32 protein-coding genes are annotated in these 24,813 nt (G+C 63.3%); 13 read left to right on the forward strand and 19 right to left on the reverse strand.

Annotation, left to right across the window (positions count from 1 at the left end; translation table 11 throughout):
- Positions 1 to 330 precede the first annotated feature (330 nt).
- Complete coding sequence (locus CQ12_RS31995) at positions 331 to 1,296, forward strand: NAD-dependent epimerase/dehydratase family protein (RefSeq protein ID WP_057839265.1); 966 nt, start codon at positions 331 to 333, stop codon at positions 1,294 to 1,296.
- 10 nt (positions 1,297 to 1,306) lie between these two features.
- On the opposite strand, the gene CQ12_RS32000 is transcribed toward CQ12_RS31995, so the two are convergent.
- Both CQ12_RS32000 and CQ12_RS32005 read right to left on the reverse strand, forming a co-directional pair.
- Positions 1,307 to 2,266, reverse strand: a complete 960-nt coding sequence (locus CQ12_RS32000) for a D-2-hydroxyacid dehydrogenase family protein (protein ID WP_057839266.1) — start codon at positions 2,264 to 2,266, stop codon at positions 1,307 to 1,309.
- A gap of 126 nt (positions 2,267 to 2,392) precedes the next feature.
- Positions 2,393 to 2,587, reverse strand: coding sequence for a hypothetical protein (locus CQ12_RS32005; protein WP_057839267.1), 195 nt, complete (start codon positions 2,585 to 2,587; stop codon positions 2,393 to 2,395).
- A 230-nt stretch (positions 2,588 to 2,817) separates the two neighbouring features.
- Between CQ12_RS32005 and ettA the strand changes: the two genes are divergently transcribed.
- The 3 genes from ettA to CQ12_RS32020 all read left to right on the forward strand — a co-directional run bounded on the left by ettA (position 2,818) and on the right by CQ12_RS32020 (position 6,455).
- On the forward strand, positions 2,818 to 4,467 hold the full coding sequence (ettA, locus tag CQ12_RS32010; protein ID WP_057839268.1) for an energy-dependent translational throttle protein EttA: 1,650 nt from the start codon (positions 2,818 to 2,820) through the stop codon (positions 4,465 to 4,467).
- A 128-nt stretch (positions 4,468 to 4,595) separates the two neighbouring features.
- Complete coding sequence (locus CQ12_RS32015) at positions 4,596 to 5,186, forward strand: TIGR00645 family protein (RefSeq protein WP_057839269.1); 591 nt, start codon at positions 4,596 to 4,598, stop codon at positions 5,184 to 5,186.
- Between the two features lie 48 nt (positions 5,187 to 5,234).
- A complete protein-coding gene (locus CQ12_RS32020; RefSeq protein WP_430642287.1) occupies positions 5,235 to 6,455 on the forward strand; it encodes a lytic murein transglycosylase in 1,221 nt (406 codons plus the stop codon).
- Between the two features lie 263 nt (positions 6,456 to 6,718).
- Here the strand turns inward: CQ12_RS32020 and CQ12_RS32025 are convergent, their stop codons facing one another.
- Entirely contained in the window at positions 6,719 to 6,991 is a 273-nt protein-coding gene (locus CQ12_RS32025; protein WP_057839271.1) for a hypothetical protein, read from the reverse strand.
- Positions 6,992 to 7,257: 266 nt separating this feature from the next.
- Positions 7,258 to 7,575, reverse strand: coding sequence for a hypothetical protein (locus CQ12_RS32030; RefSeq protein WP_057839272.1), 318 nt, complete (start codon positions 7,573 to 7,575; stop codon positions 7,258 to 7,260).
- A 201-nt stretch (positions 7,576 to 7,776) separates the two neighbouring features.
- Between CQ12_RS32030 and CQ12_RS32035 the strand changes: the two genes are divergently transcribed.
- From CQ12_RS32035 to bfr, 3 genes are all read left to right on the forward strand, one after another.
- Entirely contained in the window at positions 7,777 to 8,034 is a 258-nt protein-coding gene (locus CQ12_RS32035; protein ID WP_198164306.1) for a hypothetical protein, read from the forward strand.
- Positions 8,035 to 8,214: 180 nt separating this feature from the next.
- Positions 8,215 to 8,490, forward strand: a complete 276-nt coding sequence (locus CQ12_RS32040; protein WP_057839274.1) for a (2Fe-2S)-binding protein — start codon at positions 8,215 to 8,217, stop codon at positions 8,488 to 8,490.
- Between the two features lie 147 nt (positions 8,491 to 8,637).
- The gene (gene bfr, locus CQ12_RS32045; RefSeq protein WP_057839275.1) at positions 8,638 to 9,123 is read left to right on the forward strand and encodes a bacterioferritin; all 486 of its coding nucleotides are present in this window, start codon (positions 8,638 to 8,640) and stop codon (positions 9,121 to 9,123) included.
- A gap of 193 nt (positions 9,124 to 9,316) precedes the next feature.
- Here bfr and CQ12_RS32050 read toward each other — a convergent pair whose 3' ends face one another.
- A complete protein-coding gene (locus CQ12_RS32050; protein WP_057839294.1) occupies positions 9,317 to 9,919 on the reverse strand; it encodes an MSMEG_1061 family FMN-dependent PPOX-type flavoprotein in 603 nt (200 codons plus the stop codon).
- Between the two features lie 383 nt (positions 9,920 to 10,302).
- On the opposite strand from CQ12_RS32050, the gene CQ12_RS32055 reads away from it, so the two are divergent.
- Positions 10,303 to 10,953: a hypothetical protein gene (locus CQ12_RS32055; protein ID WP_057839276.1), complete on the forward strand. Its 651-nt coding sequence runs from the start codon at positions 10,303 to 10,305 to the stop codon at positions 10,951 to 10,953.
- Between the two features lie 67 nt (positions 10,954 to 11,020).
- Here the strand turns inward: CQ12_RS32055 and CQ12_RS32060 are convergent, their stop codons facing one another.
- From CQ12_RS32060 to CQ12_RS32070, 3 genes are all read right to left on the reverse strand, one after another.
- Positions 11,021 to 11,368 (reverse strand): MmcQ/YjbR family DNA-binding protein, encoded by a 348-nt coding sequence (locus CQ12_RS32060; protein WP_057839277.1) that lies wholly within the window; start codon positions 11,366 to 11,368, stop codon positions 11,021 to 11,023.
- Positions 11,369 to 11,385: 17 nt separating this feature from the next.
- On the reverse strand, positions 11,386 to 12,450 hold the full coding sequence (locus CQ12_RS32065; protein ID WP_057839278.1) for an alpha/beta fold hydrolase: 1,065 nt from the start codon (positions 12,448 to 12,450) through the stop codon (positions 11,386 to 11,388).
- A gap of 96 nt (positions 12,451 to 12,546) precedes the next feature.
- On the reverse strand, positions 12,547 to 12,786 hold the full coding sequence (locus CQ12_RS32070; RefSeq protein WP_057839295.1) for a DUF2188 domain-containing protein: 240 nt from the start codon (positions 12,784 to 12,786) through the stop codon (positions 12,547 to 12,549).
- A gap of 130 nt (positions 12,787 to 12,916) precedes the next feature.
- Here CQ12_RS32070 and CQ12_RS32075 point away from each other — a divergent pair, with 130 nt between their 5' ends.
- Both CQ12_RS32075 and CQ12_RS32080 read left to right on the forward strand, forming a co-directional pair.
- Positions 12,917 to 13,183, forward strand: coding sequence for a DUF2277 domain-containing protein (locus CQ12_RS32075; protein ID WP_057839279.1), 267 nt, complete (start codon positions 12,917 to 12,919; stop codon positions 13,181 to 13,183).
- A 93-nt stretch (positions 13,184 to 13,276) separates the two neighbouring features.
- Positions 13,277 to 13,504: a hypothetical protein gene (locus tag CQ12_RS32080; protein WP_057839296.1), complete on the forward strand. Its 228-nt coding sequence runs from the start codon at positions 13,277 to 13,279 to the stop codon at positions 13,502 to 13,504.
- Between the two features lie 16 nt (positions 13,505 to 13,520).
- On the opposite strand, the gene CQ12_RS32085 is transcribed toward CQ12_RS32080, so the two are convergent.
- The 7 genes from CQ12_RS32085 to CQ12_RS32115 all read right to left on the reverse strand — a co-directional run bounded on the left by CQ12_RS32085 (position 13,521) and on the right by CQ12_RS32115 (position 19,482).
- Positions 13,521 to 14,693, reverse strand: a complete 1,173-nt coding sequence (locus CQ12_RS32085; RefSeq protein WP_057839280.1) for a cytochrome P450 — start codon at positions 14,691 to 14,693, stop codon at positions 13,521 to 13,523.
- Between the two features lie 100 nt (positions 14,694 to 14,793).
- Positions 14,794 to 15,036, reverse strand: a complete 243-nt coding sequence (locus CQ12_RS32090; protein ID WP_057839281.1) for a hypothetical protein — start codon at positions 15,034 to 15,036, stop codon at positions 14,794 to 14,796.
- A gap of 108 nt (positions 15,037 to 15,144) precedes the next feature.
- Positions 15,145 to 15,966 carry a hypothetical protein gene (locus tag CQ12_RS32095; protein ID WP_057839282.1) on the reverse strand — a complete coding sequence of 274 codons (822 nt, stop codon included), beginning with the start codon at positions 15,964 to 15,966 and terminating at the stop codon, positions 15,145 to 15,147.
- Between the two features lie 94 nt (positions 15,967 to 16,060).
- The gene (locus tag CQ12_RS32100; protein ID WP_057839283.1) at positions 16,061 to 17,389 is read right to left on the reverse strand and encodes a S8 family serine peptidase; all 1,329 of its coding nucleotides are present in this window, start codon (positions 17,387 to 17,389) and stop codon (positions 16,061 to 16,063) included.
- A 373-nt stretch (positions 17,390 to 17,762) separates the two neighbouring features.
- Entirely contained in the window at positions 17,763 to 18,521 is a 759-nt protein-coding gene (locus CQ12_RS32105; RefSeq protein ID WP_057839284.1) for an SDR family NAD(P)-dependent oxidoreductase, read from the reverse strand.
- A 186-nt stretch (positions 18,522 to 18,707) separates the two neighbouring features.
- On the reverse strand, positions 18,708 to 18,959 hold the full coding sequence (locus CQ12_RS32110) for a hypothetical protein (protein ID WP_057839285.1): 252 nt from the start codon (positions 18,957 to 18,959) through the stop codon (positions 18,708 to 18,710).
- A gap of 268 nt (positions 18,960 to 19,227) precedes the next feature.
- On the reverse strand, positions 19,228 to 19,482 hold the full coding sequence (locus CQ12_RS32115; protein WP_057839286.1) for a hypothetical protein: 255 nt from the start codon (positions 19,480 to 19,482) through the stop codon (positions 19,228 to 19,230).
- A 166-nt stretch (positions 19,483 to 19,648) separates the two neighbouring features.
- On the opposite strand from CQ12_RS32115, the gene CQ12_RS32120 reads away from it, so the two are divergent.
- Positions 19,649 to 20,194: a DUF2380 domain-containing protein gene (locus CQ12_RS32120; protein ID WP_057839287.1), complete on the forward strand. Its 546-nt coding sequence runs from the start codon at positions 19,649 to 19,651 to the stop codon at positions 20,192 to 20,194.
- A 108-nt stretch (positions 20,195 to 20,302) separates the two neighbouring features.
- Here the strand turns inward: CQ12_RS32120 and CQ12_RS32125 are convergent, their stop codons facing one another.
- Entirely contained in the window at positions 20,303 to 20,995 is a 693-nt protein-coding gene (locus tag CQ12_RS32125) for a glutathione S-transferase family protein (RefSeq protein ID WP_057839288.1), read from the reverse strand.
- A gap of 3 nt (positions 20,996 to 20,998) precedes the next feature.
- The gene (locus tag CQ12_RS32130; protein ID WP_057839289.1) at positions 20,999 to 21,388 is read right to left on the reverse strand and encodes a RidA family protein; all 390 of its coding nucleotides are present in this window, start codon (positions 21,386 to 21,388) and stop codon (positions 20,999 to 21,001) included.
- A gap of 377 nt (positions 21,389 to 21,765) precedes the next feature.
- Here CQ12_RS32130 and CQ12_RS32135 point away from each other — a divergent pair, with 377 nt between their 5' ends.
- Complete coding sequence (locus CQ12_RS32135) at positions 21,766 to 22,206, forward strand: hypothetical protein (RefSeq protein WP_057839290.1); 441 nt, start codon at positions 21,766 to 21,768, stop codon at positions 22,204 to 22,206.
- 114 nt (positions 22,207 to 22,320) lie between these two features.
- Complete coding sequence (locus tag CQ12_RS32140; protein ID WP_057839291.1) at positions 22,321 to 22,866, forward strand: HD domain-containing protein; 546 nt, start codon at positions 22,321 to 22,323, stop codon at positions 22,864 to 22,866.
- Between the two features lie 3 nt (positions 22,867 to 22,869).
- Here CQ12_RS32140 and CQ12_RS32145 read toward each other — a convergent pair whose 3' ends face one another.
- On the reverse strand, positions 22,870 to 23,373 hold the full coding sequence (locus tag CQ12_RS32145; protein ID WP_057839292.1) for a DUF1993 domain-containing protein: 504 nt from the start codon (positions 23,371 to 23,373) through the stop codon (positions 22,870 to 22,872).
- A 226-nt stretch (positions 23,374 to 23,599) separates the two neighbouring features.
- Positions 23,600 to 24,813 (reverse strand): lytic murein transglycosylase (locus CQ12_RS32150; RefSeq protein WP_057839293.1); only part of this gene is annotated, 1,214 nt, incomplete at its 5' end.

Genomic DNA, 24,813 nt, shown 5'->3' on the forward strand with positions numbered 1-24,813 from the left:
CCGGCTGCCGCTGCTGGCCCGGCTCCCGCTGGGGCAACCGCCCCCGGACCGGCGCAGGCCCAGCTGGCGCCTGTTCCCGGCACCCAGCAGACCGTCGTTCCGCCGCTGCCCGCACCGGTCACGATTCGCTGAACGGTCTTTTGCCGGACAAGCATTTGAGGCGCGCCGATGGCGCGCCTTTTTTGTTGAGTCGTTAGGGATCATCGGCCTCAGGCCGCCCTGGCCGCACAAGTTCCGCGGCTCGCAAAGTTTTCCTCCGCCGCGCCCGCTTGATTTCACGTTCGCTCCGACTACCTGCCGCCAGTCGCAACGAACATCAGGGATCACGCCATGCGAATTCTTGTTGCGGGCGCCACCGGCGCCGTCGGCCTCCAGCTTGTTCCGCAACTGATTGCAGCCGGTCATTCCGTCGTCGGTACGACGCGAACGGCAGCGAAGGTCGAACTCATCAGGCGGATGGGCGCGGAACCTGCGATCGCCGATGGGCTCGACGCGCCGGCCATTCGCGCGGCTGTGATCGCGGCGAAGCCCGAAATCATCATCGATCAGATGACCGATCTCGCTGCGGTTACGGACCTCCGGCATTTCGATCGCGCCTTCGCCACCACCAACAAGTTGCGCACTGAAGGCACCGACTTCCTGCTGGCGGCCGCACGGGAAGCCGGCGTGAGGCGCTTCATCGCCCAGAGCTTCTGCGGCTGGACCTACGGCCGCGGCGGCGAAGAGATCAAGACGGAGGCCGATGCGCTGGACTCCGATCCGCCGGAGGAACTGCGTCGCACGCTGCAGGCGATCCAGCATCTGGAGGACGCCGTCATCAGCTCGGCAAGCCCTGAGGGGATTATCCTGCGATATGGATCGTTCTACGGCCCCGACACCGGCATGCTATCGCGCGCGATGATCGATCAGGTGCGCCGCCGCCGCGTGCCGCTGATCGGCGGCGGTGGTGGACGGTGGTCGTTCATCCATGTCGAGGATGCCGCCGCCGCGACCGTTGCCGCCATCGAGCGCGGCAAACCAGGCGAAATCTACAACATCGTCGACGATGAACCGGCTGATGTCAGCGAATGGCTGCCCGCCCTTGCCGCCTTGCTCGGCGCCAGGCCGCCGATACGCGTGCCGGCCTGGCTTGGCCGGTTGTTCGCCGGCGAGCACCTGGTTTCAATGATGACCGAGGTGCGGGCCGGCTCCAACGCCAAGGCGAGGCGAGAGCTTGGCTGGCAGCCCGCGCATCCGTCGTGGCGTCAGGGATTTGCGGAAGTCGCCAGCGGCGCAACCGCACAGCATGCAGCCTGACTGAGTTCAACTAGGCGAGCCGCTGCTTCGGCTCGCCCTTGAACCAGGCGTCGATGCCCTCGACCATCTGCTGGTAGTGGTTGCGGAAGCTGTCCTCGGTGACGTAGCCGAGATGCGGCGTCAGCACCATGTTGTCGAGCTTGCGGAAGGGATGGTCGACCGGCAGCGGCTCGACTGCGAACACGTCGACGCCGGCGCCGGCGATCTTCTTGTGCGTCAGCGCTTCCAATAGCGCGCCTTCGTCGACGATCGGCCCGCGCGCGGTGTTGACGAGGTAGGCGGTCGGCTTCATCCGCGCCAGCTCGGCGGCCCCGACCAGCCCGCGCGAGCGCTGGCTCAGCACCACATGGATGGTGACGATGTCAGCGGTCGAGAACAGCTCGTCCTTGCTCACATAGGTAACGCCGACTTCCTTGCACTTCTCGGGTGTCAGATTCGGGCTCCAGGCGATCACGTGCATGCCGAACGCCTGCGCCAGCTTCGACACCTTGGTGCCGAGCTTGCCGAGGCCGATGACGCCGAGCGTGCGGCCCTCGATCTCCATGCCGACATGGGCCTGCAGGGGCTCGCCGGCATGCATGCGGGCGTTCTCGCGGCCGATATTGCGGGTCAGTTCCAGGATCAGGCCCATGGTCAGCGGCGCCGTGGGATCGCGGCCCCATTGCGTGCCGCACAGCGTGACCTTGTGGTCCTTGGCGGCCTCCATGTCGATCGCGGCATTGCGCAGGCCCGAGGTGATCAGGAGCTTCAGGTTCGGCAGTGCGGCGAACATGGTGCGCGGGAACGGGGTGCGCTCGCGCATCGCGCAGATGATCTCGAAATCCCTGAGCGCACTGGCCGCGGCTTCCGCGGTCGCAAACGGCTCGTTGAACACGGTGATGTCGACGCGGTCCTTGACCTTGGACCAGTCGGCGACGGTCAGCGCCACATTGAGATAGTCGTCGAGGATTGCACAGCGCAGCCGCGTCATGGGGAAGGTCCGTTAATGGCGAGGATGACGGCGGGATAGCCGTCGAGGAAGATCGCCATGGTTGCGCGCAATCAGTGAAGGCGCAAGCGGACTAAACGCAGGGCAGGCTCAAATAACCGGAACGGCTCAGTTCTTATGGCCGGGATGCTTGGCGCGCCAGGCCGGTCCGGGGCCGCGCATGTAGTGCAGTTCCGGGCGGTAGGGGTTGAACGCCATGGCGATGAACTTCCGCCAGAAGGCGCGGAGTTCTGCCAGCGGTTTTGCCAGTCCGGCGTGTATGTGAGCCGGAGCGGAAAAGGATGCCGAACCGATCGTAGCCATGACGCGGGCCCTTGTTCTGAGACGCCTTTTTCGGCGCTGAGAACGAGTTTTCGCCCGATTTATTAAAAGATGGTTACAATTGTCGGGATCTCGGTCCGGATGGTGACCAACCCGTATTCACCCGTGGTGAACGGATGGAAAACGGGTTCCTGCGGTTGCCCTTTGGGAGCCACGCCGCTACATCAGCGACAGCAAAATTTCCATAAATCCTCCGGTTTCAAGGAAGCGCGATGGCTCGCCAGTTCGTCTATTTCATGCAGGGTCTGACCAAGAGCTACCCGACCCGCAAGGTGCTCGATAACGTCCATCTGAGCTTCTACCCGGATGCCAAGATCGGCGTGCTCGGCGTCAACGGCTCGGGCAAGTCGACCCTGCTCAAGATCATGGCCGGCCTCGACAAGGAATATACCGGCGAGGCCTGGGTCGCCGAGGGCGCCCGCGTCGGCTATCTCGAGCAGGAACCGCACCTCGACCCCGCGCTCAACGTCCGCGAAAACGTCATGCTGGGCGTCGCCAAGCAGAAGGCGATCCTCGATCGCTACAACGAGCTGGCGATGAACTATTCGGACGAAACCGCCGACGAGATGACCAAGTTGCAGGACGAGATCGAGGCCCAAGGCCTGTGGGATCTCGACAGCAAGGTCGACCAGGCGATGGACGCGCTGCGCTGCCCGCCCGACGATGCCGATGTCACCAAGCTTTCGGGCGGCGAACGCCGCCGCGTCGCGCTGTGCCGTCTCCTGCTGGACCAGCCGGAATTGCTGCTGCTGGACGAACCGACCAACCATCTCGACGCCGAGTCGGTGTCATGGCTCGAAGGCCATTTGCGCAACTATCCCGGCGCCATCCTGATCGTGACCCACGACCGCTACTTCCTCGACAACGTCACCGGCTGGATCCTCGAGCTCGACCGCGGCCGCGGCATTCCCTATGAGGGCAACTATTCGTCCTGGCTGGTGCAGAAGCAGAAGCGCCTCGAGCAGGAGGGACGCGAGGAGGCCGCGCACCAGAAGACGCTGGCCCGCGAGCAGGAGTGGATCGCGTCCTCGCCGAAGGCACGTCAGGCCAAGTCCAAGGCCCGCTACCAGCGCTATGAAGAGCTGTTGAAGCAGGCGAGCGAGAAGCAGACCCAGACCGCGCAGATCATCATTCCGGTCGCGGAGCGGCTCGGCGCCAACGTCGTCGATTTCGAGGGACTGAGCAAAGGCTACGGCGATCGCGAACTGATCGACGATCTCACCTTCAAGCTGCCGCCGGGCGGCATCGTCGGCGTCATCGGCGCCAACGGCGCCGGCAAGACCACGCTGTTCCGCATGATCACGGGGCAGGAGAAGCCTGACAAGGGCACGATCACCGTCGGCGAGACCGTGCATCTCGGCTATGTCGACCAGTCGCGCGACGCGCTCGACGGCAAGAAGACGGTGTGGGAGGAGATTTCAGGCAATAACGAGCTCATTCTCCTCGGCAAGAAGGAAGTCAATTCGCGCGGCTATTGCTCGTCGTTCAACTTCAAGGGCGCCGACCAGCAGAAGAAGGTCGGCGCGTTGTCAGGCGGTGAGCGCAACCGCGTGCATCTCGCCAAGATGCTGAAATCCGGCGCCAACGTGCTGCTGCTCGACGAACCGACCAACGACCTCGACGTCGACACGCTGCGCGCGCTGGAAGAGGCGCTGGAGGATTTTGCCGGCTGCGCCGTCATCATCAGCCATGATCGCTGGTTCCTCGATCGCATCGCCACCCACATCCTGGCCTTCGAAGGCGACAGCCATGTCGAATGGTTCGAGGGCAACTTCCAGGATTACGAAAAGGACAAGATGCGCCGGCTCGGCCAGGACAGCATCATTCCGCACCGCGTGAAGTACAAGAAGCTGACGCGCTAGCGCCAATCGCGGCGTTTGCATGATGGCCGCAGCATCCGTGCTGCGGCCAGTTGTCGCTTCACACAGCGGCGACATTGCGTAGATATGCTATCCTTCCGCAATTCGAATCCCTGCTGCGAGCCACTCTGATGTCCCTTGCTCCCGAAACACCCTTGCCGCCCGTCTCTGAGAGGAAGGCATTGCGTCCGATCCCGCTGCTGATCTTCAGCTCCCGCTGGCTGCAGCTGCCGCTTTATATAGGTCTGATCGTCGCGCAGGGCGTCTATGTCGTGCTGTTCCTGAAGGAGTTGTGGCATCTGTTCGCCCACGCCTTCGATTTCAGCGAGCAGCAGATCATGCTGGCGGTGCTGGGCCTGATCGACGTGGTGATGATTTCCAACCTGCTGGTGATGGTCATCGTCGGCGGCTACGAGACGTTCGTCTCCCGTCTCAATCTGCAAGGACATCCCGATCAGCCGGAATGGCTCAGCCACGTCAATGCCAGCGTGCTCAAGATCAAGCTCGCGATGGCCATCATCGGCATCTCGTCGATCCATCTGTTGCGCACCTTCATCGAGGCGGGCGGCCTGGCGTCGGGAAAATCGTCCTACACCGAGACCGGCGTGATGTGGCAGACCATCATCCACACGGTCTTCATCCTGTCGGCGATCGGCATTGCCTATGTCGACAAGCTGTCGAACGTTTCCACCGAACATGCCAAGCAAGCGATCTCGCATTGATGGGCGGCGTGTAAATCAGATGGAGTTCCGACCTTGCGAACGGGAGCGATCGCCGCAATTCTGATAGCGACTGCGGTGACGCTCGGAACGGCGCATCCGGCGTTCTCCGCCGACGCGGCCTTCACTCAGTTCATCGTCTCGCTGTGGCCGGAGGCGCAGGCCGCCGGCGTGTCGCGCGCGACATTCGATCGTGAGACCAGCGGCCTCGAGCCCGACTACAAATTGCCCGATCTCCTGCTGCCCGGTCGGCCCGCCACCGGCGCACCGTCGCAGGCCGAGTTCGTGCAGGTGCCGGCCGACTACGTGAAGGAAGCTTCCATCGCCCGGTTGGCGGCCGAAGGGCAGAGGCTGATGCAGAAGCATCGCGCGGCGCTCACCGAAATCGAGAAGCGCTTTGGTGTTCCCGGCACGATCGTGCTCGCGATCTGGGGCCGCGAGACTGATTTCGGCCGCCACCGCTTGCCTTACGATACGCTTCGCGTGGTCGCGACGCAGGCCTATGTCGGCCGGCGCAAGGAACAGTTTCGCACCGAGTTCATTCAGGCACTCAAGCTTCTCGGCGAGGGCGCGGTGGCACGCAGGGATTTTCGTTCGTCCTGGGCCGGCGCGACCGGCCTCACCCAGTTCCTGCCGTCCGAATACTACAAGCACGGCATCGATCTCGACGGCGACGGCCGCGTCGACATCTGGCATTCGGTGCCGGACGCGCTGGCCTCCGCCGCGCAGCAGCTCGTCAACAAGGGCTGGGAGGCGGGCGTGCGCTGGGCCTATGAGGTGAAGGCGCCCGTCAATGTCGATTGCACCATGGGCGTGCCCGAGGTGACCAAGCCGATCGCCGAATGGCTGCGCGCAGGATTCGTTCCGGTGCGCGGGCAGCGACTGAGCGCGGCCGAGCAGGCGCAGCCGGCTTCGCTGTTGCAGGTGGAGGGCATCTACGGCCCGGCGTTCCTGACCACGAAGAACTACTTCGTCATCAAGGAATATAATTTCTCCGATCTCTATGTGCTGTTCGTCGGCCACCTCGCCGACCGCATGGTCAACTCGCAGCCGTTCGCAACGGCGTGGTCGGCCTCGACGCAGTTGCGCTCGGCCGATGTCGAAGCGATGCAGCGTCATCTCACGCGCATCGGTCTCTACAAGGACAAGCTCGACGGCAAGGCCGGCATGCTCACGCGCGCGGCGCTGGGGGCGTACCAGAAGTCCGCCGGCCTGAAGGTCGATTGCTGGCCGAGCGAGGCGGTGCTGCGCTCGATGAGTGGAGGACGGTGAGAGAGGAACCCACCCGCCCCTCGAGGGGGCGGGTCGGCTCACATGGAGCGCAGCGCAATGTGAGACGGGGCGGGGTGACGGTCTCCCCACATCCAACAGTGTACGCGTGGAGAGAGCTTCACCCCACCTCGGTTCGCATTTCATGCGAACCGATCCTCCCCCTCCAGGGGAGGATGAAGACCAACTCACAAACAAAAAGCCCGGCCGAGATTATCGGCCGGGCCTTGGATCAGGACGCGCAACTCGCGCGCCAATCGATCAGATCAGTTGCAGACCTCGACGCGGCGATAGCGCCAGTCGTAGCCGTCCCAGAAGCGCTCGCGAACCATGCGGCACGCCGGGTAGGGCGCTTCTTCCACATACACCGGGCCGCCATAGGCGGGGCGGCTGGAGGCAATCGCGCCACCGATGATCGCGCCGCCGAGCAGGCCGGCCGCCACGCCTGCGGCAACGCCACGCTGGGCGCTGGCGGGCGTCGAGGCAAGCGAACCGGCAATCGTTACGACCGCGACGAAGGCAGCAAATGTCTTCTTCATGTCCTGGGCTCTCCTGGAGTGACGCCTTCAGGCGCCGGGTTTTAAGGATGACTCACACGCTGTTTCGAACTGCCGTTTCGCTAAAAAGCGCACATGGGTCAATCGAAAGTAAACGTCCGCAATGAGTGACCGAAAAAAACGGTATTTTTGGGCCAGAGGTGGCAAACATCCCGGAACAGCAGTGCTTTTCCGGGATGATCGGGCCGTGATTTAATGAAGATGAACGGGCGCCAGCTCGTTTCGAGCGACGCGGGAACGGGCTCTGGCTAGTCGCAAACCCTGACGTTGCGGACCCGCCAGCCATAGCCGTCCCAGAACCGCTGCCGCTGCCAGATGCAGGATTCGCCATAGCCGGGATCGGCGACATAGGCCGGGCCGCCGTAATAGCCAGGCGCATAATAGCCCGGGCCGCCGTAATAATAGCCGTTCTGGGAGGCAATCGCGCCGCCGACAATGGCGCCGCCGATCAGGCCGGCAGCGACGCCCGCGGCCACGCCGCGCTGCGCATGGGCCGGAGCGGGAACAGCCACGGCCGAAATGGTCAACGCGGCGGCAGCGCCGAGCGCCATCAATGTCTTCTTCATGGGCTCACCTTTTCTCAACGTGAAGTACATCACGGTTTAGTCGCTGCAAAAGTTCCACGGTTCACTTGAATAATCAATGAACGCCAAGGCCTTCGGCGATGACGAAATCGGGAGGTAAGGCAGTTCGCGGTGTGAAGATACCGAAACGCTAGTATTGGTCATTGAACGCAGGACATGACGACGATGAGCGGAATGGCAGCAATGATGGTGGCGATCGGCGGAACGTCGCTGATCTGCTACCTGCTGATGAATCGGGCACAAAACCGCAAGCCACGGCGCGAGAACGCGGGTGGCGACAGCTATGGCACGACTTCCAGCGACGGTTCCGGCGACGGTGGCTGGAGCCTGTTTTCCTGGAGCGGCAGCGACAGTTCTTCGTCCCATGATTCCGCTTCATCCAGCGATAGCGGCGGAGGAGGCGGTGGCGACGGCGGAGGCGGAGGTGGCGGCAGCGACTGATCGCGGAAATCCCGGCAGATCAGCACCGGATTGATCTACAGCAACGCCGCCACTTTAGATTCATTCCAGTGTTTGCCCGGCATCAGTTTGGAATTGCTTGAAAATGCGGCTTTTCCTTTTGCATCTCGCTTCGCTCTTCCATATCGATGAAGCCGCATCACTCAAGGTCTTAACGGTTTCATGATTGTCTGTTCCTGCAACGTCCTGAGCGACCACGATGTCCGTAATGCCGTGAGTGCAGCATCGGACCTGCCGCGAAATCCCAAGCAGATTTACGGCTGCCTCGGCTGCAGCGCCGAATGCGGCCGCTGCGCGCGCACGATCAAGACGATCATCGACGAAGCACTCGGCGCCTGCGCCAAGGAATGCTGCTCCGGCTGCCCGCACAGCCGTCACGCCGCCAACGACGAGCCGGCGCAGGAAGCCGCCCCGGCGTTCGCCCTCGCGGCCTGCTAAAGCCCTCCAAATCCCCCGATTTTGTGCCGTTCCCCCGCTTTCTTCGCGAGACGGTTGCTCTTGGCTCCAAACTGATTTAGAACCGTTTTTAGAAGCGTTCTAAATACAGGTCGGGCCGCTTTTGGCCTGAAAAAATCGGAGTGGACCATGCAGGGCGATCCCAAAGTCATCGACTATCTCAACAAGGGCCTGCGCAGCGAACTCACCGCGATTAATCAATATTGGCTGCATTACCGGCTCCTGAACAATTGGGGCCTTTTGGACATGGCCAAGGTCTGGCGCAAGGAATCCATCGAGGAGATGGAGCACGCCGACAAATTTACCGACCGGATCCTGTTCCTCGACGGCTTCCCCAACATGCAGGTGCTCGATCCCCTGCGCATCGGCCAGAACGTCAAGGAAATCATCGAATGCGATCTGGCTTCCGAAATCGCCGCGCGCACGCTCTACCAGGAGGCCGCAACCTACTGCCACAGCGTCAAGGACTACGTCTCGCGCGACCTGTTCGAGAAGCTGATGAAGGACGAGGAACACCACATCGATTTCCTCGAAACCCAGCTCGACCTGATCCAGCGCATCGGCCTCGAGCTCTACACCCAGAAGCACGTCGGCGGTTTGGAGAACGGGGACTGACTTCTCTTACCCTCCCCTGGAGGGGGAGGGTCGGCTCGCATGAGCGAAGCGAATGCGAGACGGGGTGGGGTGATCTCTCCACTCGGGCACTGTTGGATGTGGAGAGACCGTCACCCCACCCCGCCGCTCATTTCATGAGCGTCGACCCTCCCCCTCCAGGGGAGGGTGATCCGTCCCGCCGAGACAATCTCCCCTACAACCCCTCCTTGTAGCGCTCGTAGATTTCCGCCTGGCTTTCGCGCGCGCCGAGGCCGGTCTGGTCGTGGATGACCTCGCCGATGCTCGGCATCACCGAGCGCTCGACCTGCGTCGCCCCCCAAAGTTTTGAGCGCATCAGTGCCTTGCCGCAGTGGAAGTACGATTCCCTGACCTCGATGTGCAGCACCGCGCGCGGTGGCTTGCCGAATTCGATCATCGACGCCATCAACTCCGGGTCCACCGAGACCTTGCCCTTGCCGCCGACGCGCAGCGTCTCGTCGATCCCTGGCACGAAGAAGATCAGCTGCACGAAGCCCGAGCCCTCGACGATGTTGCGAAAACTGTCGATCCGGTTGTTGCCCGAACGGTCCGGCATCAGAAGCTCGTTCGGTCCCGCAACATGGATGAAGCCGGGATTGCCGCCGCGCGGCGAGGCATCGACGCTGCCGTCCGAGCCCGAGGTCGCCAGCACGCAGAACGGCGACATGCCGATGAATTTCTTCGCATGCGTATCGATCTCCGGCCGCGCCTTGGCGATGACGCGGGGCGAGGGAGCGGGATAGATCGTGGCGAGATCAGACGGGGCAAGATCGGACAAGGGCGGCTCCTTTCGATTTCGCGCCAACGCTACCATCCCGCCGGTTTTGCGTCATCCCCAGTTGGGAAGGCTTCCAGTCCGTCATCGCGTGCGAAGCGATTTATCCGCATTTGCTCTTCGAGCAATGAGCGATGTTCGGGACGCAGTTTTTTGATGCGCTGCGAAATCGGTTGTCCTGTACACAGTCGGTGCGAGTTGCGACTGGCTCAACCGTCGCACCGAAGCGTTTCTGCCTTGAAATAGCGGCATCACGCGCGTGCTATCGATCCTGCATGGATTCGTGGGTCTGCTGCCTTGCGCAGCAAGCTGCCAACCATGCAATCTAACCGCCGGTATTTGGTGGAAGGAGCGGCTCTGCGGTCATTGTCACGATTGGAAAAGCGTTGGGCACGAACCCGAAGATTGCGATAGGCCTGCTTTCGCCCGTGGGACTGCTGTTTGCGCTCCCCATCATGCTTTGGGCTTTCAGCTTCACCGAGCTCCTCGGGCAGGAGAAATGCCGCATCGGCTCCATCAGCGCCGTCGAATACGAGCGCGTTCTGGTTCGGGCCGGCGCGCAACGCTGGACAGTATGGCCCGGTCTGTCGAATGGGGCGTTCTGGCCGTCGGACAATGGTTTTCGGGGCCCGACAGCATCCTTCAACAGCAATATCAATGATCAGCTTCTGTCACACGTCAGAGAGCTTGCTGGACCCGCCGCGTCCATTGATCGCCAACTGGCGTCAAGTCACGCCGTCATGCGCAGCATGGGCGCAGAATACGTCCAGAATCAAGAAGTGCCTGATGCACGTCGGGATCGCGGCGCTTCGAGCGTTCATTTCACATACTACCTGCCGCAGGTGCGCTTCGCGCCAGCGTGCGTTCTTTGCCTGATATGGTCGTACACGACCATCGACGTGATCTTTTCTCGAGACCTCGCCGCCGACCGCTACGAGTTGCAAGAAGTGAACACGCTATTCGCCGGGCTGAAAGGCAGCCCCGACAAAAATCGCGCGCGCAACGTGCCATGGGGGAGTTGTCCCGAATTCCGATGATCCTCTCGCAATGGACGATCGGATTGCGTAACGCAAACTGCGGGACTGCAGGTCGATCCGTGCAAGATCAGGACTGCTTCGTCACGCGCCGCTTCGCGGGAGCCTTCGGCGCAACATTCTCCCACGCCATCGTCAGCGCGCTCTTCAGGGTCGTCGCATCGGCCTTGGCGAGGCACACATTGGTGTAACCCTGTCTGCCCCATCCGCCCGGCACCGGGCGAAAGATACCGGGCTCCGCCTCGACCAGCATCGATTGCTGTTCGGCCGTCAGCTTCAACGTGCCCCAGTCTTTATCGGGATAGCCGAGGGTGGCGAAGATGCGTTTGCCGGCGCGGAAATCGGCCTTGCCCTGATGCGCGCTCTCGACTGCAGCAGGCAGCGCGAGCGCGATCCGGCGAAATCGGCTTGCAGACATCGCGCGCTCTTCGGCCCCTACATCGCCCGCTGCGGCGCGGTCTGGAGCAACTCCTGCAGCTCTTTCTTGTAGAATTTCGCGTTCCCCGTCGTGAGATGGCCGCGCGTCTCGCTGGAGGCCGGGATCAGGAACAGCCGGCCGTTCTTGACGCGCTTCATCGCGGCATCCGTGATGCCGGTTTCCGGCGGATTGCGCTCGTCATCAGCGGCATTGATCAGGAGCAGCGTGGCCGCGATCTTCTCGAGTGAAGGTGCCGGATTGTAATCATGCGAGGCTTCCCACTGGTAGATGAAGTCGTTGGCGTCGGCGGTAACAGCGGTTGCCAGGCGATCATCGACCATCTTGTCGGCCTTCGCTGCCGTCGGCGCCAATGCCTGATAGGCCAGCGTGCCGCCGCCGGTCGCGATGCCGTAGGCGTTGATGGCGTATTTCATCATGCGCGGCTGGGTGATGTAGTTGCCGCGATTATAGTCGGGATCGTTCTTGATGGTCTCCAGCATCATCCGCCGCAGCATCCAGTTGCGCGCCGCCATCTCGGTCGGCTGCGAGGCCATCGGCACCAGCGCGTCCATGAATTGCGGATATTTGCCGCCCCAGATCCAGGTGTGCATGCCGCCCATCGAATTGCCGATCACGAGCCGCAGGTGCTTGACGCCGAGGCCTTCGGTGACCAGGCGATATTGCGCGTCGACCATGTCGTCGTAATTGTATTTCGGAAACGCGGTCTTCATGCCGTCGGAGGGTTTTGACGATTTGCCGTGGCCGACACTGTCGGGAATGATGATGTAGTATTTCGCGGCATCGAGCGGCTGGCCGGGGCCGAACAGTTCGCCGCCGAAGGTCGCCGTCAGCATGCTCGCCGCCGAGCCGCCCGAGCCGTGCAGCACCAGCACCGGCTGCCCGGTCGGCTCGCCGATGGTGGTGTAGGCCAGCCGCAGCGCCGGCATCGTCTCGCCGCTGTGGAATTTGAAATCGCTCGCGATCCACTCGCCCTGTTTCGGTGTGGGATAATCGGCGGCGAAAGCGGTGATGGTGGTCAGCGCCAGTGCGGCGGCCGACAGCGCGGCGTGCGAGAAATTCATGATTGCCTCCCCGATGCTGCGGCTGTCTCGTGCGCCGCTTGCGGAGACCTTATCACAGCGGCGATTTCCGTCACCAGATCGCCTGTAATGCGCCGCCTAACCCTCCACCTCGGTCTCCGGCCGGTCGTTGCCGGCGGCGGTCTCGGAGAGCCATCGTCCATCAGCGGTCTCGTATTCGATCACCTCCGTGCGACCCGGCACCCGCTGCTCGGCCGCGGCGCGCCGGGCGGCGGCCAGCGCCGTGGCGCGGTTCGGAAACGGCTCGGAAAACACGCCGTTGACGGTGTAGGCCCAGCCGCCGTCATGCTCGACGATCTTGTAGGTCACGTGGGTCATCGGGAACTCGCTGTTTGCAGGTGCCGACAGGGGTGAACGTGCCACGAGATTCATGACAGAATAGGGCACGCCGTCGGATTTTGCACCGGCCGTTCGTCCTTGATCGACGACCCCTGCAGAAGAGAGAACCATGTGCCGCAACATCAAGACCCTGTTCAACTTTGAGCCCCCGGCCACGCATGCGGAGATCCATGCCTCCGCGCTGCAGTTCGTGCGAAAACTCTCCGGCTTCAACTCGCCGTCGCAGGCCAACGCCGAGGCGTTCAACCGCGCGGTTTGCGAAGTCTCCGACAGCGCGCGGCGCTTGCTGGCTTCGCTTGAGACCAACGCCCCGCCGCGCGACCGCGAGATCGAAGCCGAGAAGGCAAAGGAGCGCTCACGCCGGCGGTTCGGCTAGCTACCTGTTCCTGCGCGACGTGATGCACCTCACGGTGCGGCAGGGGCGTGGCGCTTCATGATGGCATCCATCATCAGCCATCAGAGGCATGTCATGGATCAGGAAAAGCGGTTGAAGCTCGCCGCCGTCTTCTTCGCCATTTTCTGGATCGGCGGGATGCTGTGGTGGAGCGGCGAGTATCATCCCGCCCACATCATCCTTCTTGCCGTTTGCGGGACACTCGGAGGCTACCTCTGGTATCTGGCGATGCGCTGGGTGTTTCGGCACATGCACCTGCTGCCGCGCAACGGCGACAACGGCGCGGGCCGGGAAACGCCGTGACGCTTTCGTCGTTCGATCAGCCCGCGTCCCACTTCACCGGCAGATTGAGCAGGCCGCGAAACGCCCAGCCGCCGATCCGAACCGGCTCGTTTTCGTCCAGCCGCAGACCCTTCAGCCGTGCGAACAGGCTCGGCAGCGCGACGTCGGCCACCATCGCGCGCGAGGCGAACGCGCCGGCGCAATAGTGCGGCCCGGCGCCGAAGGCGATGCTTTTCTGGGTATCGCGGGTGATGTCGAAACGATCCGGCTCGGCAAAGCAGGCCTCGTCGCGGTTGGCGGAGCCGAACATGAAGAACACGCGGTCTTCCGGCTCGAAGTCGATGCCGCCATACGTCCAGGGTTTGGCGACGCGGCGCGGCGACATCTGGATCGGCGCGATCCAGCGCGCATATTCCTCGAACACATCGATCCACTTCGCTTTGCCCTCGCGCACCAGCGCGAGCTGTTCGGGGTGCGTCAGCAGCGCCCAGGTCGCCCCTGCGATCGCATCGCGCGGCTCGTTCTGACCGCCCGAGATCGCCAGCTTGATGTTGGCGCGGATGCTGTCCATGTTCTGGCCGGACGCCAAGAGCACGCTGAGGATCGAGGTGTTGGGGTGCTTCTTCACCACCGGAATCATGTCGTCGATGGCGGCATCGATGCCTGCGGTCGCCGCATGGCAGCGCGCCTCGACCTCCTTATTGCCGGTGTAATTGGCGATGCCGTCGATCATCGCCTGCGACCACGCATCCATGTCCTGAAAGCGCATGTTGGTCAGCCCGGTGACGTCCTTCAGGCATTCGGCCGACAGCGGCAGCGCCAGCGCCTTGCAGAGATCGGCGGCGCCTTGCGGCGCGAGTTCGTCAAGGATGCGGTCGGCATGGGCCTGAAACTGGCGGACCCAGGTGTCGCGCACCGTGCGCGGCGACACCGCCGGAAACATCGCCTGCCGCTCGCTCATGTGCGCATCGCCGTCCTTGCGCATCATGTTGTGGCCCATGAGCACGTTCATCAGCCCGTTCGGCTGGTGCGAGGAAAACACGTCGATGCGTTTTTCCTGGGTGAAGATGTCGTCGCGCCGGGTGAACACCGTCGAGCCGAGCTGCGGCACGAAGGCGATCGGGGTCTCCTTGCGCATCTTTGCAAGGGCCGGATAGGGATCGGCCCAGAAGGCGGGGACGTCGATATCAAAATGCGGAGCGTTGGACATGGATGGTGCGTTTCCCTTGGGCCGGCTTTTTGAGCAGGGTGACCAAGGGAAGCGCGGCTGTCAAATGCCGTGCGGGTAAAGCGATACGGCCTGCGAAGCTTCAGGATATCGGGGCGCCGGGCGGTCCGATGTCGACGGGATGATCGGCGGACACATCCTTGACGCCGGGAATCTCCCGCATCTTTGCGACCTTGTCGGGAAGGGCGGAGCCGGTGACGACGCCGATCGCGTCCAGAACCTGGTCGACCTCAAATCCCTTCGCCTTGAGCTCGCGCGCCACCTTTTCAATTCCGTGGTCTTCCGAGACCGTGACCACAAAGGCCTGTTTCTGTTTCTTTGCCATGGCGCTCTCCAAAACTGCGCTCTCCAAATTTCGTTGCCGTAACGACGGCCGGTCCACCCGATCTAACGCGAATCCGCAAGTGATCAAAGCCAGCGCTGTGGCTTGCCATCATCGGTGCTCGTCCGGCCTTGACGATACCTCTCGCTCGATACGACCAACCGCGCTTCGCGCCAAGACTTTATACAGGCTGCGATCCTCGGCATGCCGCTTGTCCCAATCGGCCAGGCCGTTGCGGGCCTCCAGATGGAGCTGGTCATGTTCGGCGACCGATTCAAGGTGCGGCCGGCGCAGCGCCCGCGGGATGAAGATAGCCTGCGCCACCGGATTTCCAATTCCGACGTGAATCGGCCCCGGCGGCAGGCCGAGCGCGAGATTGACCGGACTGGCGTACCAGTCGGTTTCGACCAGCCCGCATTTGACCTCGAGTCCGGGTCCAGCGCGGTTGAGCAGCGGCAGAAACAGCGTGTCCACCATCTCAGGCGTGCGCCAGATGTAGGGAAGATGAAGCTTTATCACGCCGGACTGATCGTCGCGGTCAAAGAAACTGAGGCCCGGTTCCTGGACGGATGCGGACGAGTCCTGGCCGGAGACGCCCCTTAGTTCATAGGCATTGCCGGCGAAACGGACTTCCGGATTGTCGAACACGTAGAACACCCGCGGCTCGGCGTAGTTGCCGGCGGCGTCGGGTTTGTTCGCAGGCGAGCGGAACGCCCGGCATCCGTTCGGCAGCTCATCAAGGGTGCAGAAACCAAATCGGATCGGGGATGGAATGATGACACCGAGCGCGCTGGCCGCGGTGAACGGCAGGCACTGCTCCTGAACGCCGTACCCCGGCGGGACCGACATGCGCGTCCGGGCCGACGCGACGCGCGGCAGCGCCACGTTCGGCACCAGCGGGATCAGTTTCAGTGTCGTTGCAGATTCGGTCATGCACGGCCTGCACATGCTGCGGCGCCGCCAACGGCTTCGGCTTCAGCCTGTCCCGCACCGGAGCATAGGCTCCGATGCGGGGTGCGCAAGGCGGTTACGGAGCCTGCACCAGGCCGGCGCCGACATCGGTGGCCGGCAACGGCAGATGTCTGGCGGTTGCGGTCAGCTTCGCGCGCAAGGCAAGTCCCCGCAGGCTTGCACTGCTCTGCGCCCACATGGCGGCGCAGCCCGCGACATGGGGCGTCGCCATGCTGGTGCCGCTGATGGTGTTGTGCAGCTGCGGGCGCGGCCACGACGAGAATGTGTTGACGCCGGGAGCGGCGATGTCGACCTTGCCGCCGCAGGAGAAGGAGGCCACCCGAAGCGAGCTGTCCAGCGCGCCGACCGATACGATAGTGGGCGAATTTGCCGGTGCTATCGTGGGCCTTATCGTGCCAGGACGGTTGCTCGCATTGCCCGCGGCCGCGACGATCAGGCATCCGGCGCCCAGCGCCGCTGCACCGGCCGCCATATAGGATGGCTGGGGCGGTATCTGTGCGCCAAGCGACACGGAGATCACCGCGCATCGGTTGGCAATGGCCCAGTTCATGCCGGCGAGAATCTGCGCCTGGGTGCCGGAGCCGGAATTGGTCAGCACCTTGCCGATGAACATCTGCGAACGGAATGCAACGCCGTACCGCTGCAGCGGGCCCGGAGGAGATTGCGGTCCGCACGCCGTGCCGGCGGTATGGGTTCCGTGACCGTGGAGATCCTGCACCGGTTGTCCGACGAATGTGTTGCTGACGATCGGACGTCCCGCGAATTCCGGATGTCCGAGATCGAACCCGGTATCGAGAACGGCAACCTTGATTCCGTTACCGTTGAAATTGCTTTGCGGCACCTTGCAGGCCTTGAGCCCCCAGGTCGCGCCGACTGCCTCTGCAGATACGTCGCCAAACGCCTCCTCGCCGTGTAACGCGCCGAGATCCTGGTAGATCATCTCCGCGGTGCGCAGCACGCCTTTCAGATAGTCGCCCGGGCTCACCTGCGCTGCGAACATGAAATATTCCGGATCGACCGAGTGCGTGGCGCTGTCCTCCGCCGCGAAGTCGGCCGTCGTGATGCCGTGTTCGGCGGCGGCGCCGCCGCCGACCAGGGCGACGCCGATCTCCGGAAACACCATCGCCTGCGCGTCTCCGGCATCTGCTAGATCGACGGCCTGACCTGTGAAGTCGCGCGCGTTCGCAACACGCAGACCTCGCTTTGACTGCAAAGATTTCATTCCGGCGGCCGTGGCGCCTTCCTTGAATGTCATCAGGAAACGTCCGGTCTTCGTCGTGTCGCCGCCCTGCGCCAGTGCTGCCAGCAGCAGTTCGTCGGGACTCGCAGCGATCGTCTGCTGCGTTCCGGCATCGGATGATTTCGGGGTGCTTCGCCTCGCCATGCTCGTCTCCTCTCGGTTTGGTGTGAGAAATTTCAATGCGTCGAGGTCAGTCGCCCGGCCGCTTTGCGCGGCAATCCGCGTTCTTGGCGCAACAATCCGCCTTCGATTGCCGCGCGATGCCTTCAGCAAAAGGAGCTCCGGGAAAATGAGGCTCCGGAGATGGAAAATAACGGCCAGGAAACGGCACAAACGATAATTGTGGTACTATGGTGTGCAATCTTAGATTTCACACACCCGCGTTCAACTTTCAGCGATCAGCTCAAGGTTGAGGTCGGCGCAAGGAAAGGGGGCCCGCGCGGATGTCGCGAGGGCCTGATCGAGGCGTTGCGGGCGCGTAAGGCGAGGAACGATCGCGTGCGCGGGACGCGTTGGCTCACACCGCCCGGTAGCCGCCGTCGACCATCACGATCGAGCCGGAGACGTAGGCCGAAAGATCGGAGGCGAGGAAGATTGCGGGGCCGACGATATCCTCCGCAGTGCCGGCGCGGCCGAGCGGGGTGTGGTCCATGAATGTCTTCACCAGCTCCGGATTGTTGGCGCGGGCATTGGCGTTCAGCGGCGTTGCGATGAAGCCGGGGCCGATCGCGTTGACGCGCACGCCTTCCTTGCCGAGTTCGGCGGCGAGCGCTTTGGTGAAGCCGAGCACGCCGTGCTTGGAGGCGGTGTAGGCCGGCGAGCTCGGCGTGCGCACGTGCACGAAAGACTGGATCGAGCCGATATTGACGATGCGTCCCTTGCTGGCGCGCAAGGCGGGGAGGAAGGCATGCGTCACGTTGAACACGCCGGTGAGATTGATGGCGATAATGTCTTCCCAGTCGCTGATAACAGCCTCCGCCGCGCCCAGCATGCCGTTGCGGCGCACGATGCCGGCATTGTTGACCAGGATCGAGACCTCGCCGACCTTGTCGGCGATCTGCCTTGCCATCGCGACGCAATCCTCGCGCCTGGCGACATCGAGCGCAAAGCTTGTGGCCTTGTCGCCGATTTCCCTGGCCGCTTCGGCTGCCGCCTTCTCGTCCCTGTCGAGCAGCACGACGCGTGCGCCTTCGCGCGCATAACCGATCGCGATGGCGCGCCCGATGCCGGAACCTGCGCCGGTGACGACTGCGATGTGATTTTGGAGAAGGGGCATGGGGCGTTTCCTCTTGCTTGGTTTTGCCAGAGGATAGCAAGTGAGCCCGCTTGCACAAGGTGGGAGAAAGGGCGGTGGTTTCGTAGGGTGGGCAAAGGCGCTCTTGCGCCGTGCCCACCATACTATGTCGCGTCATCGTTTGAATGGTGGGCACGCTGCGCTTTGCCCACCCTACAAATGCGCCACTTACAGCTTGCAGGTGCCCTTCTTGAGCATGCCGTCCTTCACCGCCAGCGCGGCGACAAATGTCGGGACCGGCTTGCTGACGGTCTTGTAGTTCGACGGGATCGGCTTGGTCGGAATGCTCTGGTCCCAGACCTGGCAGACGCCGGTGCCTTCCCAGCGGATCAGATGAAACGCGGCCTCGGCGGGGCTCGCTGCGACGAGCGCAGTGAAGGCGATACCAGCGGTGGCAGCAAGGGCAGTCAATCGAAGCATGGGAAAAATTACTCCTGTCGTGGAAATGCATGTCCGCGCTTCCCGCAACGAATGTGAGGAAGCGGCCCCCGGCCGGGGATGACCGGGCATCCCTTTGTTGTAACTGATACGTGATTGGTTCAATGAGGCTTGCGAAAAAGGCCGGCGATCAATCCTCTCGCCGGGCCCTTTCCCGCAGCCCGCATGAGCGAAAGCGACATGCGGGAAAATTCGAGTTCGCGAATCCCGGATATCGCTTTCGCTCATCCAGGCTACGCAGAAAACCAGCTCAGAACGCGCAGGTGCCGTTGCGCAGCAGGCCATCCTTGAACGCCAGCGCGTGGCTGAAGGTCGGCACATCGGAGCCGACGATCACGGTGAAATTGCCGGGATAGGGCGCGGTCGGGACGCTCTGGTCCCAGATCTGGCAGAAGCCGGTGTCCTGCCAACGGATCAGATGGTACGAGGCCTCGGCCGGGCTCGACGCGGCAAGTGCGGTGAAACCAATAGCGGCAACGGCGCAAAGGCCAAAAATATGACGCATCTTCAATCTCCTGTTTGGGTCACGGGGCATTGGCCCGGCTACCCGAGTGAGTTGCGGGACGCGCGAGAAGGTTCAAAGCGGGATACGCGGTGGGTTAGCGAAATGCTTAAGTTATGGTCGAAACCGCGGGCGGCGGGGCAACGTCCTGGTGGTGAGGATACGAAGCATGATGCAGACGATCGTCCCGCGGCGCGCGATGCACCGGCGCCACCGCGTTCGCCATGTGCTGATGATGCTGTGCGCACTGGCTGTCTTGTCGTTTGCAGGCAGATCGTCCGCCGCCGCGCCGATCGCGGTGGCGGTGGCGGATTTCGATTATTTCGACACGTCCGGCGAGGTCGTGGACCAGAGCGCGGAGCATCGCGCCCGTGTGGCGTCGTTTGCCGCGCTGCTGCGCGACAATCTGGCGGCGCAAGGCGATTATCGCGTGGTGACGATCGAATGCCGCGATCATCCCTGCACCGCCACCAGCATGTCGCAGGACGTCTTCATCGCCGCTGCGCGCAAGGCCGGCGCGCGGCTCTTGGTCTATGGCGGCATCCGCAAGATGAGCACGCTGGTGCAATGGGGCGAAATCCAGTTGCTCGATCTCGAAGCCGAGAAACTGCTGATGCGGCGAACCGTGACGTTCCGCGGCGACAACGATGCCGCCTATCGCCACGCCGCCAACTTCGTCAGCGATACGCTGAAGGAAACCATGCCGAAGCCGTGAACGATCGTAGGGTGGGTTAGCCGAAGGCGTAACCCACCGCGATCTCTCCGCGTGGAAAGACGGCGGATTACGTGTCGCTAATCCGCCCTACATGATCCGGTGCAACCTTCAGCGGCTGACCGCCGCGTGGACGGCTTCGCAATGGCGCACGAGATTGGGATGGGCCGTGACGAAAGCTTTCAGCGGCGTCGGGATCGGAAAGAAGTGGATGTTGGCGATGAAGCCGTAGATGCCGGCGTCGATGCTGGTCGGCTTCGGGCCATGCGCATAGCCATCGGCAGGAACCAGGTCGGCCAACACCTGCAGATCCGCCAGCCCGCGCGCATAGGCCTGATCGGGTGCATAACGGCCGATGCCCTGGAAATAGTAGCGCTGGGCGTTGTATTCCCTGGCCTTGTTCATGCCGGCTTCGTCGATTTGCGAATGTTGCGCCATGAAGCTGTCGCGAAACGCGGGAAAATAGCGCTCGTCCTTCCAGCGCGAATACGACATCACCCAGTATAGATCGTCCAGCATCCGCGTGACGAGATGGTCGGCGATGCGCTGTGCGGGCGTGAGATCGGCATCGATGGTCAGGCCGTACTTGCTGACGAGATGGGCGATGATGGTCTCGCTGTCGCCAATCGTCTCGCCATCATCGACGATATAGGGCAATTGCCCGCGCGGCGCGGACGAGGCATCGAAGATGTGTTCATGGACGAAGGGGACGCCTGCGAGTTTGAGGAAGGCGTAAACCTTCAGCCCATAGCCGTTATTGTCGGCGACGCCGAACAGCTCGGGATAGGAGTAGAGGGTCAGCATCGATTACCGCCCGGAAACCTGTGCGACGCATTCGATCTCGATCAGCATCTTCGGATCGGGCAGCGCGTGCACCACGCAGGTGGTGCGGGCCGGGTAGGGCGCGGGCCCGAACGCGGATGCATACAGCACGTTCATGGGGGCGACGTCGGAGGCGCGCGTCAGCAGCACGTTGACCTTGACGAGATCGCGGAACGTCGCGCCCGCTTCATCCAGCACGCGCTTGATATTGGCGACGACGAGGCCGAACTGCGCCTCAAATCCATCGGCCAGCGCGCCCTTGTCGTCAAAGCCCGGAATGCCCGAGACGAACAGCAGGTCGCCGACGCGTGTGGCGAAGGAGAGGGGCGGGGCCTTGATGCCGGCGGGCGGCGCAAAATGCTGGATCTGCGACATGGGACACCTTCGTGAACGGTTTGGCGTCCGAAGCCTAACGCGCCGCTGCCTCGCTGGAAAGGCAGCGGCGCTGCGCCATTCGACCCGCCGATAGCTTTGGAACGGTGCGATGCGTGTGATCGCGGGAAAGAATTGTCGGGCGGATTACTAGCGCAAGATGATCGGGGCAAAGGTAATGCAGTTCACAGGCGGTACGATTATCATGCGCCTGCACCGAAATCTTTCGCACGGGACCGGCAGATTTTGATGAAATTGTGTCGTGCCTGCGTCCCTGCGCGGGCCATCAACGCGCTTTCCGGATTACCTCGATCGGGTACAATCGGCCGGTCACGACTCAATCGGCGCCGCAGGCCGCCAATTCCCTGGAGAAAATATCCATGAAGATGCCATCCGCCCTCCGTGCCGCCGTGCTCGCGCTTGCGGCCTTTGCGGGCGTTACGCTGTCCTCCGCCGCGCGTGCCGATGAAGGTTTCGTGCAGCTCACGATCTACAAGGCGGGCTGGGTGATCGGCGGTTCCGGCGGCAGCGGCGTCCTGGATTTCCGCGGACGGCGATACGGACTTTCGACCGGCGGCCTCGACTACGGTTTTGTGTTCGGCGGCTCGAAGACGATCCTGCGCGGTCGCGTCAGCAACATCTGGCGCGCCTCCGATGTCGCCGGCGTCTACGGCGCCGCCGGCGCGGGCATCGCAGTCGGCCGCGGCGCGCGCGCGATCGTGCTGACCAACCAGAAGGGCGCGGTGCTGGAACTGACCGGTCACCAGGTCGGGTTGATGGCGAACGCGGACCTTTCCGGCCTCGCCATCACGATGCGGTAAGCTTCTAGGGGGCAAAGGCGCGAAGCGCCGTGCCCACCATTCAGTGCGCTGAACAGGAGGGTGGGCACGCTTCGCTTTGCCCACCCTACAGCGGCGGTGTTCGGGAAAGAGCCAATGAACCGCGAAGAATTGATCGCCGCCTACACCGCACCCGGCCGCCATTACCACAACCTCGCACATATCGAAGACGGCCTCGCCGCACTCGCGCGCGTCGAAAATCTTTCAGCGCATGAGCGCGAAATCCTGTCCGAAGCCATCTGGTGGCATGATGTCGTCTACGACGCGACGCGATCGGACAATGAAGAACTCAGCGCGCAACTGGCTGAGCAGCATGTGCGCGCTGACATCAGCCAGGAAGTCGGCCGCCTGATCCGTCTGACCAAGACGCACGCGGTGCAATCAGATGATCACCTGGGCGCCATCCTGATCTCGATCGACCTCAGCATTTTGGGCGCGGAGCCTGCGCGCTACGACGCCTACGCCGCCGCGATCCGGCAGGAATTCATCCATGTGCCGGAGCATGATTATCGCGCCGGCCGCGCCAAAGTGCTTGGCCAGTTCGCCGCGCGGCAGGTGATTTTTCCCGACGCGGCCTTTGCCGCGAGATATGACGGCCAGGCCCGCGAAAATCTCGCGCGCGAACTGGCCGCCTTGCGCTGACGACTACTTCACCCCGAGAAAATCCCGCTTGCCGATTTCCACGCCGTTGTGACGCAAAATGCCGTGCGCGGTGGCGGCGTGAAAGTAGAAGTTCGGGAAGGCGAAGTTGACGAGATATTGCTGGCCCTTCAGCGTGCGCGTGTTGTTCGGGCCGACGGGGAAGGTCACCTCGCGCGTGTCGCCGCCCTCGAACTGCGCCGGCTTGAACGATTTGATGTAGTCGGTCGCTTTCGCAATCCGCTGCTGCAATTCCTCAAAGCTCGTTTCGGTGTCCGGCGTCGTCGGCACCTCGTTGCCCGTGAGCCGCGCACAGGTCTTCATGGCGAAATCGCAGGCCGTCTGCACCTGCCGCGTCAGCGGATACATGTCTGGATAAAGCCGTGCGCTGAGCAGCGCCTCGGGCTGGATGTTCTTCGCCTTGCAATGCGCTTCCGCTTTCTGAAGCAGGCCGGAAAGGCCGCCGAGAATTTGCAGGAAGGCGGGCACGGTTAAGTCGTGGAAAGACATGCGATGCTCTTTTCGTGAAGTGGAATAACGCCTCAAGAGGATGAGGTGTTTTGCGAGATGGGAGGCTCGCGAGAAAATACAAGGCGCGCGACCCTCGTAGCCCGGATGGAGCCTACGGGTCGCGCGAATGCGCGCCCGATGACAGGCTCCGCGCAATCCGGGGTTCTGTGCGTGCGGCGCAGTCCCGGATTTCGCTTGCGCTCCATCCGGGCTACGAGGGGTCAGTTCACCGCGCCGCCGGCATCACCATGCCCGCGGGCTGCGCCTGCGCGCTGGGCCCGCGCATCCGCGCCAGCAATTCCGCCGTCGGCCAGGAATCCGCCGGGAGACCGTACTTGATCTGCATCGCCTTCACCGCGGTGCGGCTCAACTGTCCCATGATGCCGTCGACCTTGCCGACATTGAAGCCCGCGCGCACCAGGAGCTGCTGCAGCTCCTTCAGCTCGTTGAGCGGCAATTGCGCCACCGGCGCGGCCGGCTGCCGCATCGGCGGGGCGCCGGCGATGCGGCTGGCGAGATAGGCCGCAGTGGTCGAATAGATCAGCGAGTTGTTCCACTCGGTGTAGGCAGCGAAATTGGCGTAGGCCAGAAACGCCGGACCGGTGCGGCCCATCGGGAGCAGCAGCGAGGCCAGCAGGTCGTCGTTCGGCAGCGGCCTGCCGTCGGGATAGGTGACGCCGAGCTGCGCGAATTTGGCGCGCGGCAGTTTGGTGGTGAGGTCGGCCTGCTCCCACGGGAAATTCGTGGGCGCACGCACCTCCTGCAGCCACGGCTCGCCGCGCCGCCATTTCAATCCGGTGGCGATGTAGTTCGCGGTCGAGCCGATCACGTCGGGCGCGCTGCGCAGCAAATTGCGATGGCCGTCGCCGTCATAATCCACCGCATAGGTGTAATAATGCGTCGGCAAGAATTGCGTCTGCCCGAGTTCGCCGGCCCATGCGCCGATCATCTCGCTGGCCGCGAGGTCACCGCGGTCGACGATCTTGAGCGCCGCGATGGTCTCCTTCTGGAACATCTCCGAGCGGCGGCAGTCATAGGCCAGCGACACCAGCGAGCGCAGCGTGGACAGATTGCCGAGCTCGGCGCCAAAGCTGCTCTCCAGCCCCCAGAACGCGGCGATCACGGCCGGCGGCACGCCATATTCCTTCTCGGCGCGGCTGAACGCGGCCGCATGCATGCGGATGCGCGCCTGCGCATTTTTTGCCGCGCCGTCCGACGCCCGGTTCCGCGCGAACTCGGTGAACACCTGGCCGAACACGCGCTGGCCGCGGTCGCGGCTGACGATGCCCTGGTCGTAGACGAGGTACGGCGCGGCTTCGGCCAACGCGCGCTGCGACACGCCATCCGCGACAGCCTGCTGCTTGAGGTCGGCGAGGAAGCGGTCGAATGATTGGCCGTTGTGACAGGAAGCGCCGCGCGGCGCGCGCGGCGCGCGCGGAG

Source organism: Bradyrhizobium jicamae, assembly GCF_001440395.1.
Taxonomy (GTDB): Bacteria; Pseudomonadota; Alphaproteobacteria; order Rhizobiales; family Xanthobacteraceae; genus Bradyrhizobium; species Bradyrhizobium jicamae.

Coding starts and splice junctions, on each gene's coding strand:
- CQ12_RS31995 (WP_057839265.1), top strand. CDS start 331: ATGCGAATTCTTGTTGCGGGCGCCACCGGCGCCGTCGGCCTCCAGCTT.
- CQ12_RS32000 (WP_057839266.1), bottom strand. CDS start 2,266: ATGACGCGGCTGCGCTGTGCAATCCTCGACGACTATCTCAATGTGGCG.
- CQ12_RS32005 (WP_057839267.1), bottom strand. CDS start 2,587: ATGGCTACGATCGGTTCGGCATCCTTTTCCGCTCCGGCTCACATACAC.
- ettA (WP_057839268.1), top strand. CDS start 2,818: ATGGCTCGCCAGTTCGTCTATTTCATGCAGGGTCTGACCAAGAGCTAC.
- CQ12_RS32015 (WP_057839269.1), top strand. CDS start 4,596: ATGTCCCTTGCTCCCGAAACACCCTTGCCGCCCGTCTCTGAGAGGAAG.
- CQ12_RS32025 (WP_057839271.1), bottom strand. CDS start 6,991: ATGAAGAAGACATTTGCTGCCTTCGTCGCGGTCGTAACGATTGCCGGT.
- CQ12_RS32030 (WP_057839272.1), bottom strand. CDS start 7,575: ATGAAGAAGACATTGATGGCGCTCGGCGCTGCCGCCGCGTTGACCATT.
- CQ12_RS32035 (WP_198164306.1), top strand. CDS start 7,777: ATGATGGTGGCGATCGGCGGAACGTCGCTGATCTGCTACCTGCTGATG.
- CQ12_RS32040 (WP_057839274.1), top strand. CDS start 8,215: ATGATTGTCTGTTCCTGCAACGTCCTGAGCGACCACGATGTCCGTAAT.
- bfr (WP_057839275.1), top strand. CDS start 8,638: ATGCAGGGCGATCCCAAAGTCATCGACTATCTCAACAAGGGCCTGCGC.
- CQ12_RS32060 (WP_057839277.1), bottom strand. CDS start 11,368: ATGTCTGCAAGCCGATTTCGCCGGATCGCGCTCGCGCTGCCTGCTGCA.
- CQ12_RS32065 (WP_057839278.1), bottom strand. CDS start 12,450: ATGAATTTCTCGCACGCCGCGCTGTCGGCCGCCGCACTGGCGCTGACC.
- CQ12_RS32070 (WP_057839295.1), bottom strand. CDS start 12,786: ATGACCCACGTGACCTACAAGATCGTCGAGCATGACGGCGGCTGGGCC.
- CQ12_RS32075 (WP_057839279.1), top strand. CDS start 12,917: ATGTGCCGCAACATCAAGACCCTGTTCAACTTTGAGCCCCCGGCCACG.
- CQ12_RS32080 (WP_057839296.1), top strand. CDS start 13,277: ATGGATCAGGAAAAGCGGTTGAAGCTCGCCGCCGTCTTCTTCGCCATT.
- CQ12_RS32085 (WP_057839280.1), bottom strand. CDS start 14,693: ATGTCCAACGCTCCGCATTTTGATATCGACGTCCCCGCCTTCTGGGCC.
- CQ12_RS32090 (WP_057839281.1), bottom strand. CDS start 15,036: ATGGCAAAGAAACAGAAACAGGCCTTTGTGGTCACGGTCTCGGAAGAC.
- CQ12_RS32095 (WP_057839282.1), bottom strand. CDS start 15,966: ATGACCGAATCTGCAACGACACTGAAACTGATCCCGCTGGTGCCGAAC.
- CQ12_RS32100 (WP_057839283.1), bottom strand. CDS start 17,389: ATGGCGAGGCGAAGCACCCCGAAATCATCCGATGCCGGAACGCAGCAG.
- CQ12_RS32105 (WP_057839284.1), bottom strand. CDS start 18,521: ATGCCCCTTCTCCAAAATCACATCGCAGTCGTCACCGGCGCAGGTTCC.
- CQ12_RS32110 (WP_057839285.1), bottom strand. CDS start 18,959: ATGCTTCGATTGACTGCCCTTGCTGCCACCGCTGGTATCGCCTTCACT.
- CQ12_RS32115 (WP_057839286.1), bottom strand. CDS start 19,482: ATGCGTCATATTTTTGGCCTTTGCGCCGTTGCCGCTATTGGTTTCACC.
- CQ12_RS32120 (WP_057839287.1), top strand. CDS start 19,649: ATGATGCAGACGATCGTCCCGCGGCGCGCGATGCACCGGCGCCACCGC.
- CQ12_RS32125 (WP_057839288.1), bottom strand. CDS start 20,995: ATGCTGACCCTCTACTCCTATCCCGAGCTGTTCGGCGTCGCCGACAAT.
- CQ12_RS32130 (WP_057839289.1), bottom strand. CDS start 21,388: ATGTCGCAGATCCAGCATTTTGCGCCGCCCGCCGGCATCAAGGCCCCG.
- CQ12_RS32135 (WP_057839290.1), top strand. CDS start 21,766: ATGAAGATGCCATCCGCCCTCCGTGCCGCCGTGCTCGCGCTTGCGGCC.
- CQ12_RS32140 (WP_057839291.1), top strand. CDS start 22,321: ATGAACCGCGAAGAATTGATCGCCGCCTACACCGCACCCGGCCGCCAT.
- CQ12_RS32145 (WP_057839292.1), bottom strand. CDS start 23,373: ATGTCTTTCCACGACTTAACCGTGCCCGCCTTCCTGCAAATTCTCGGC.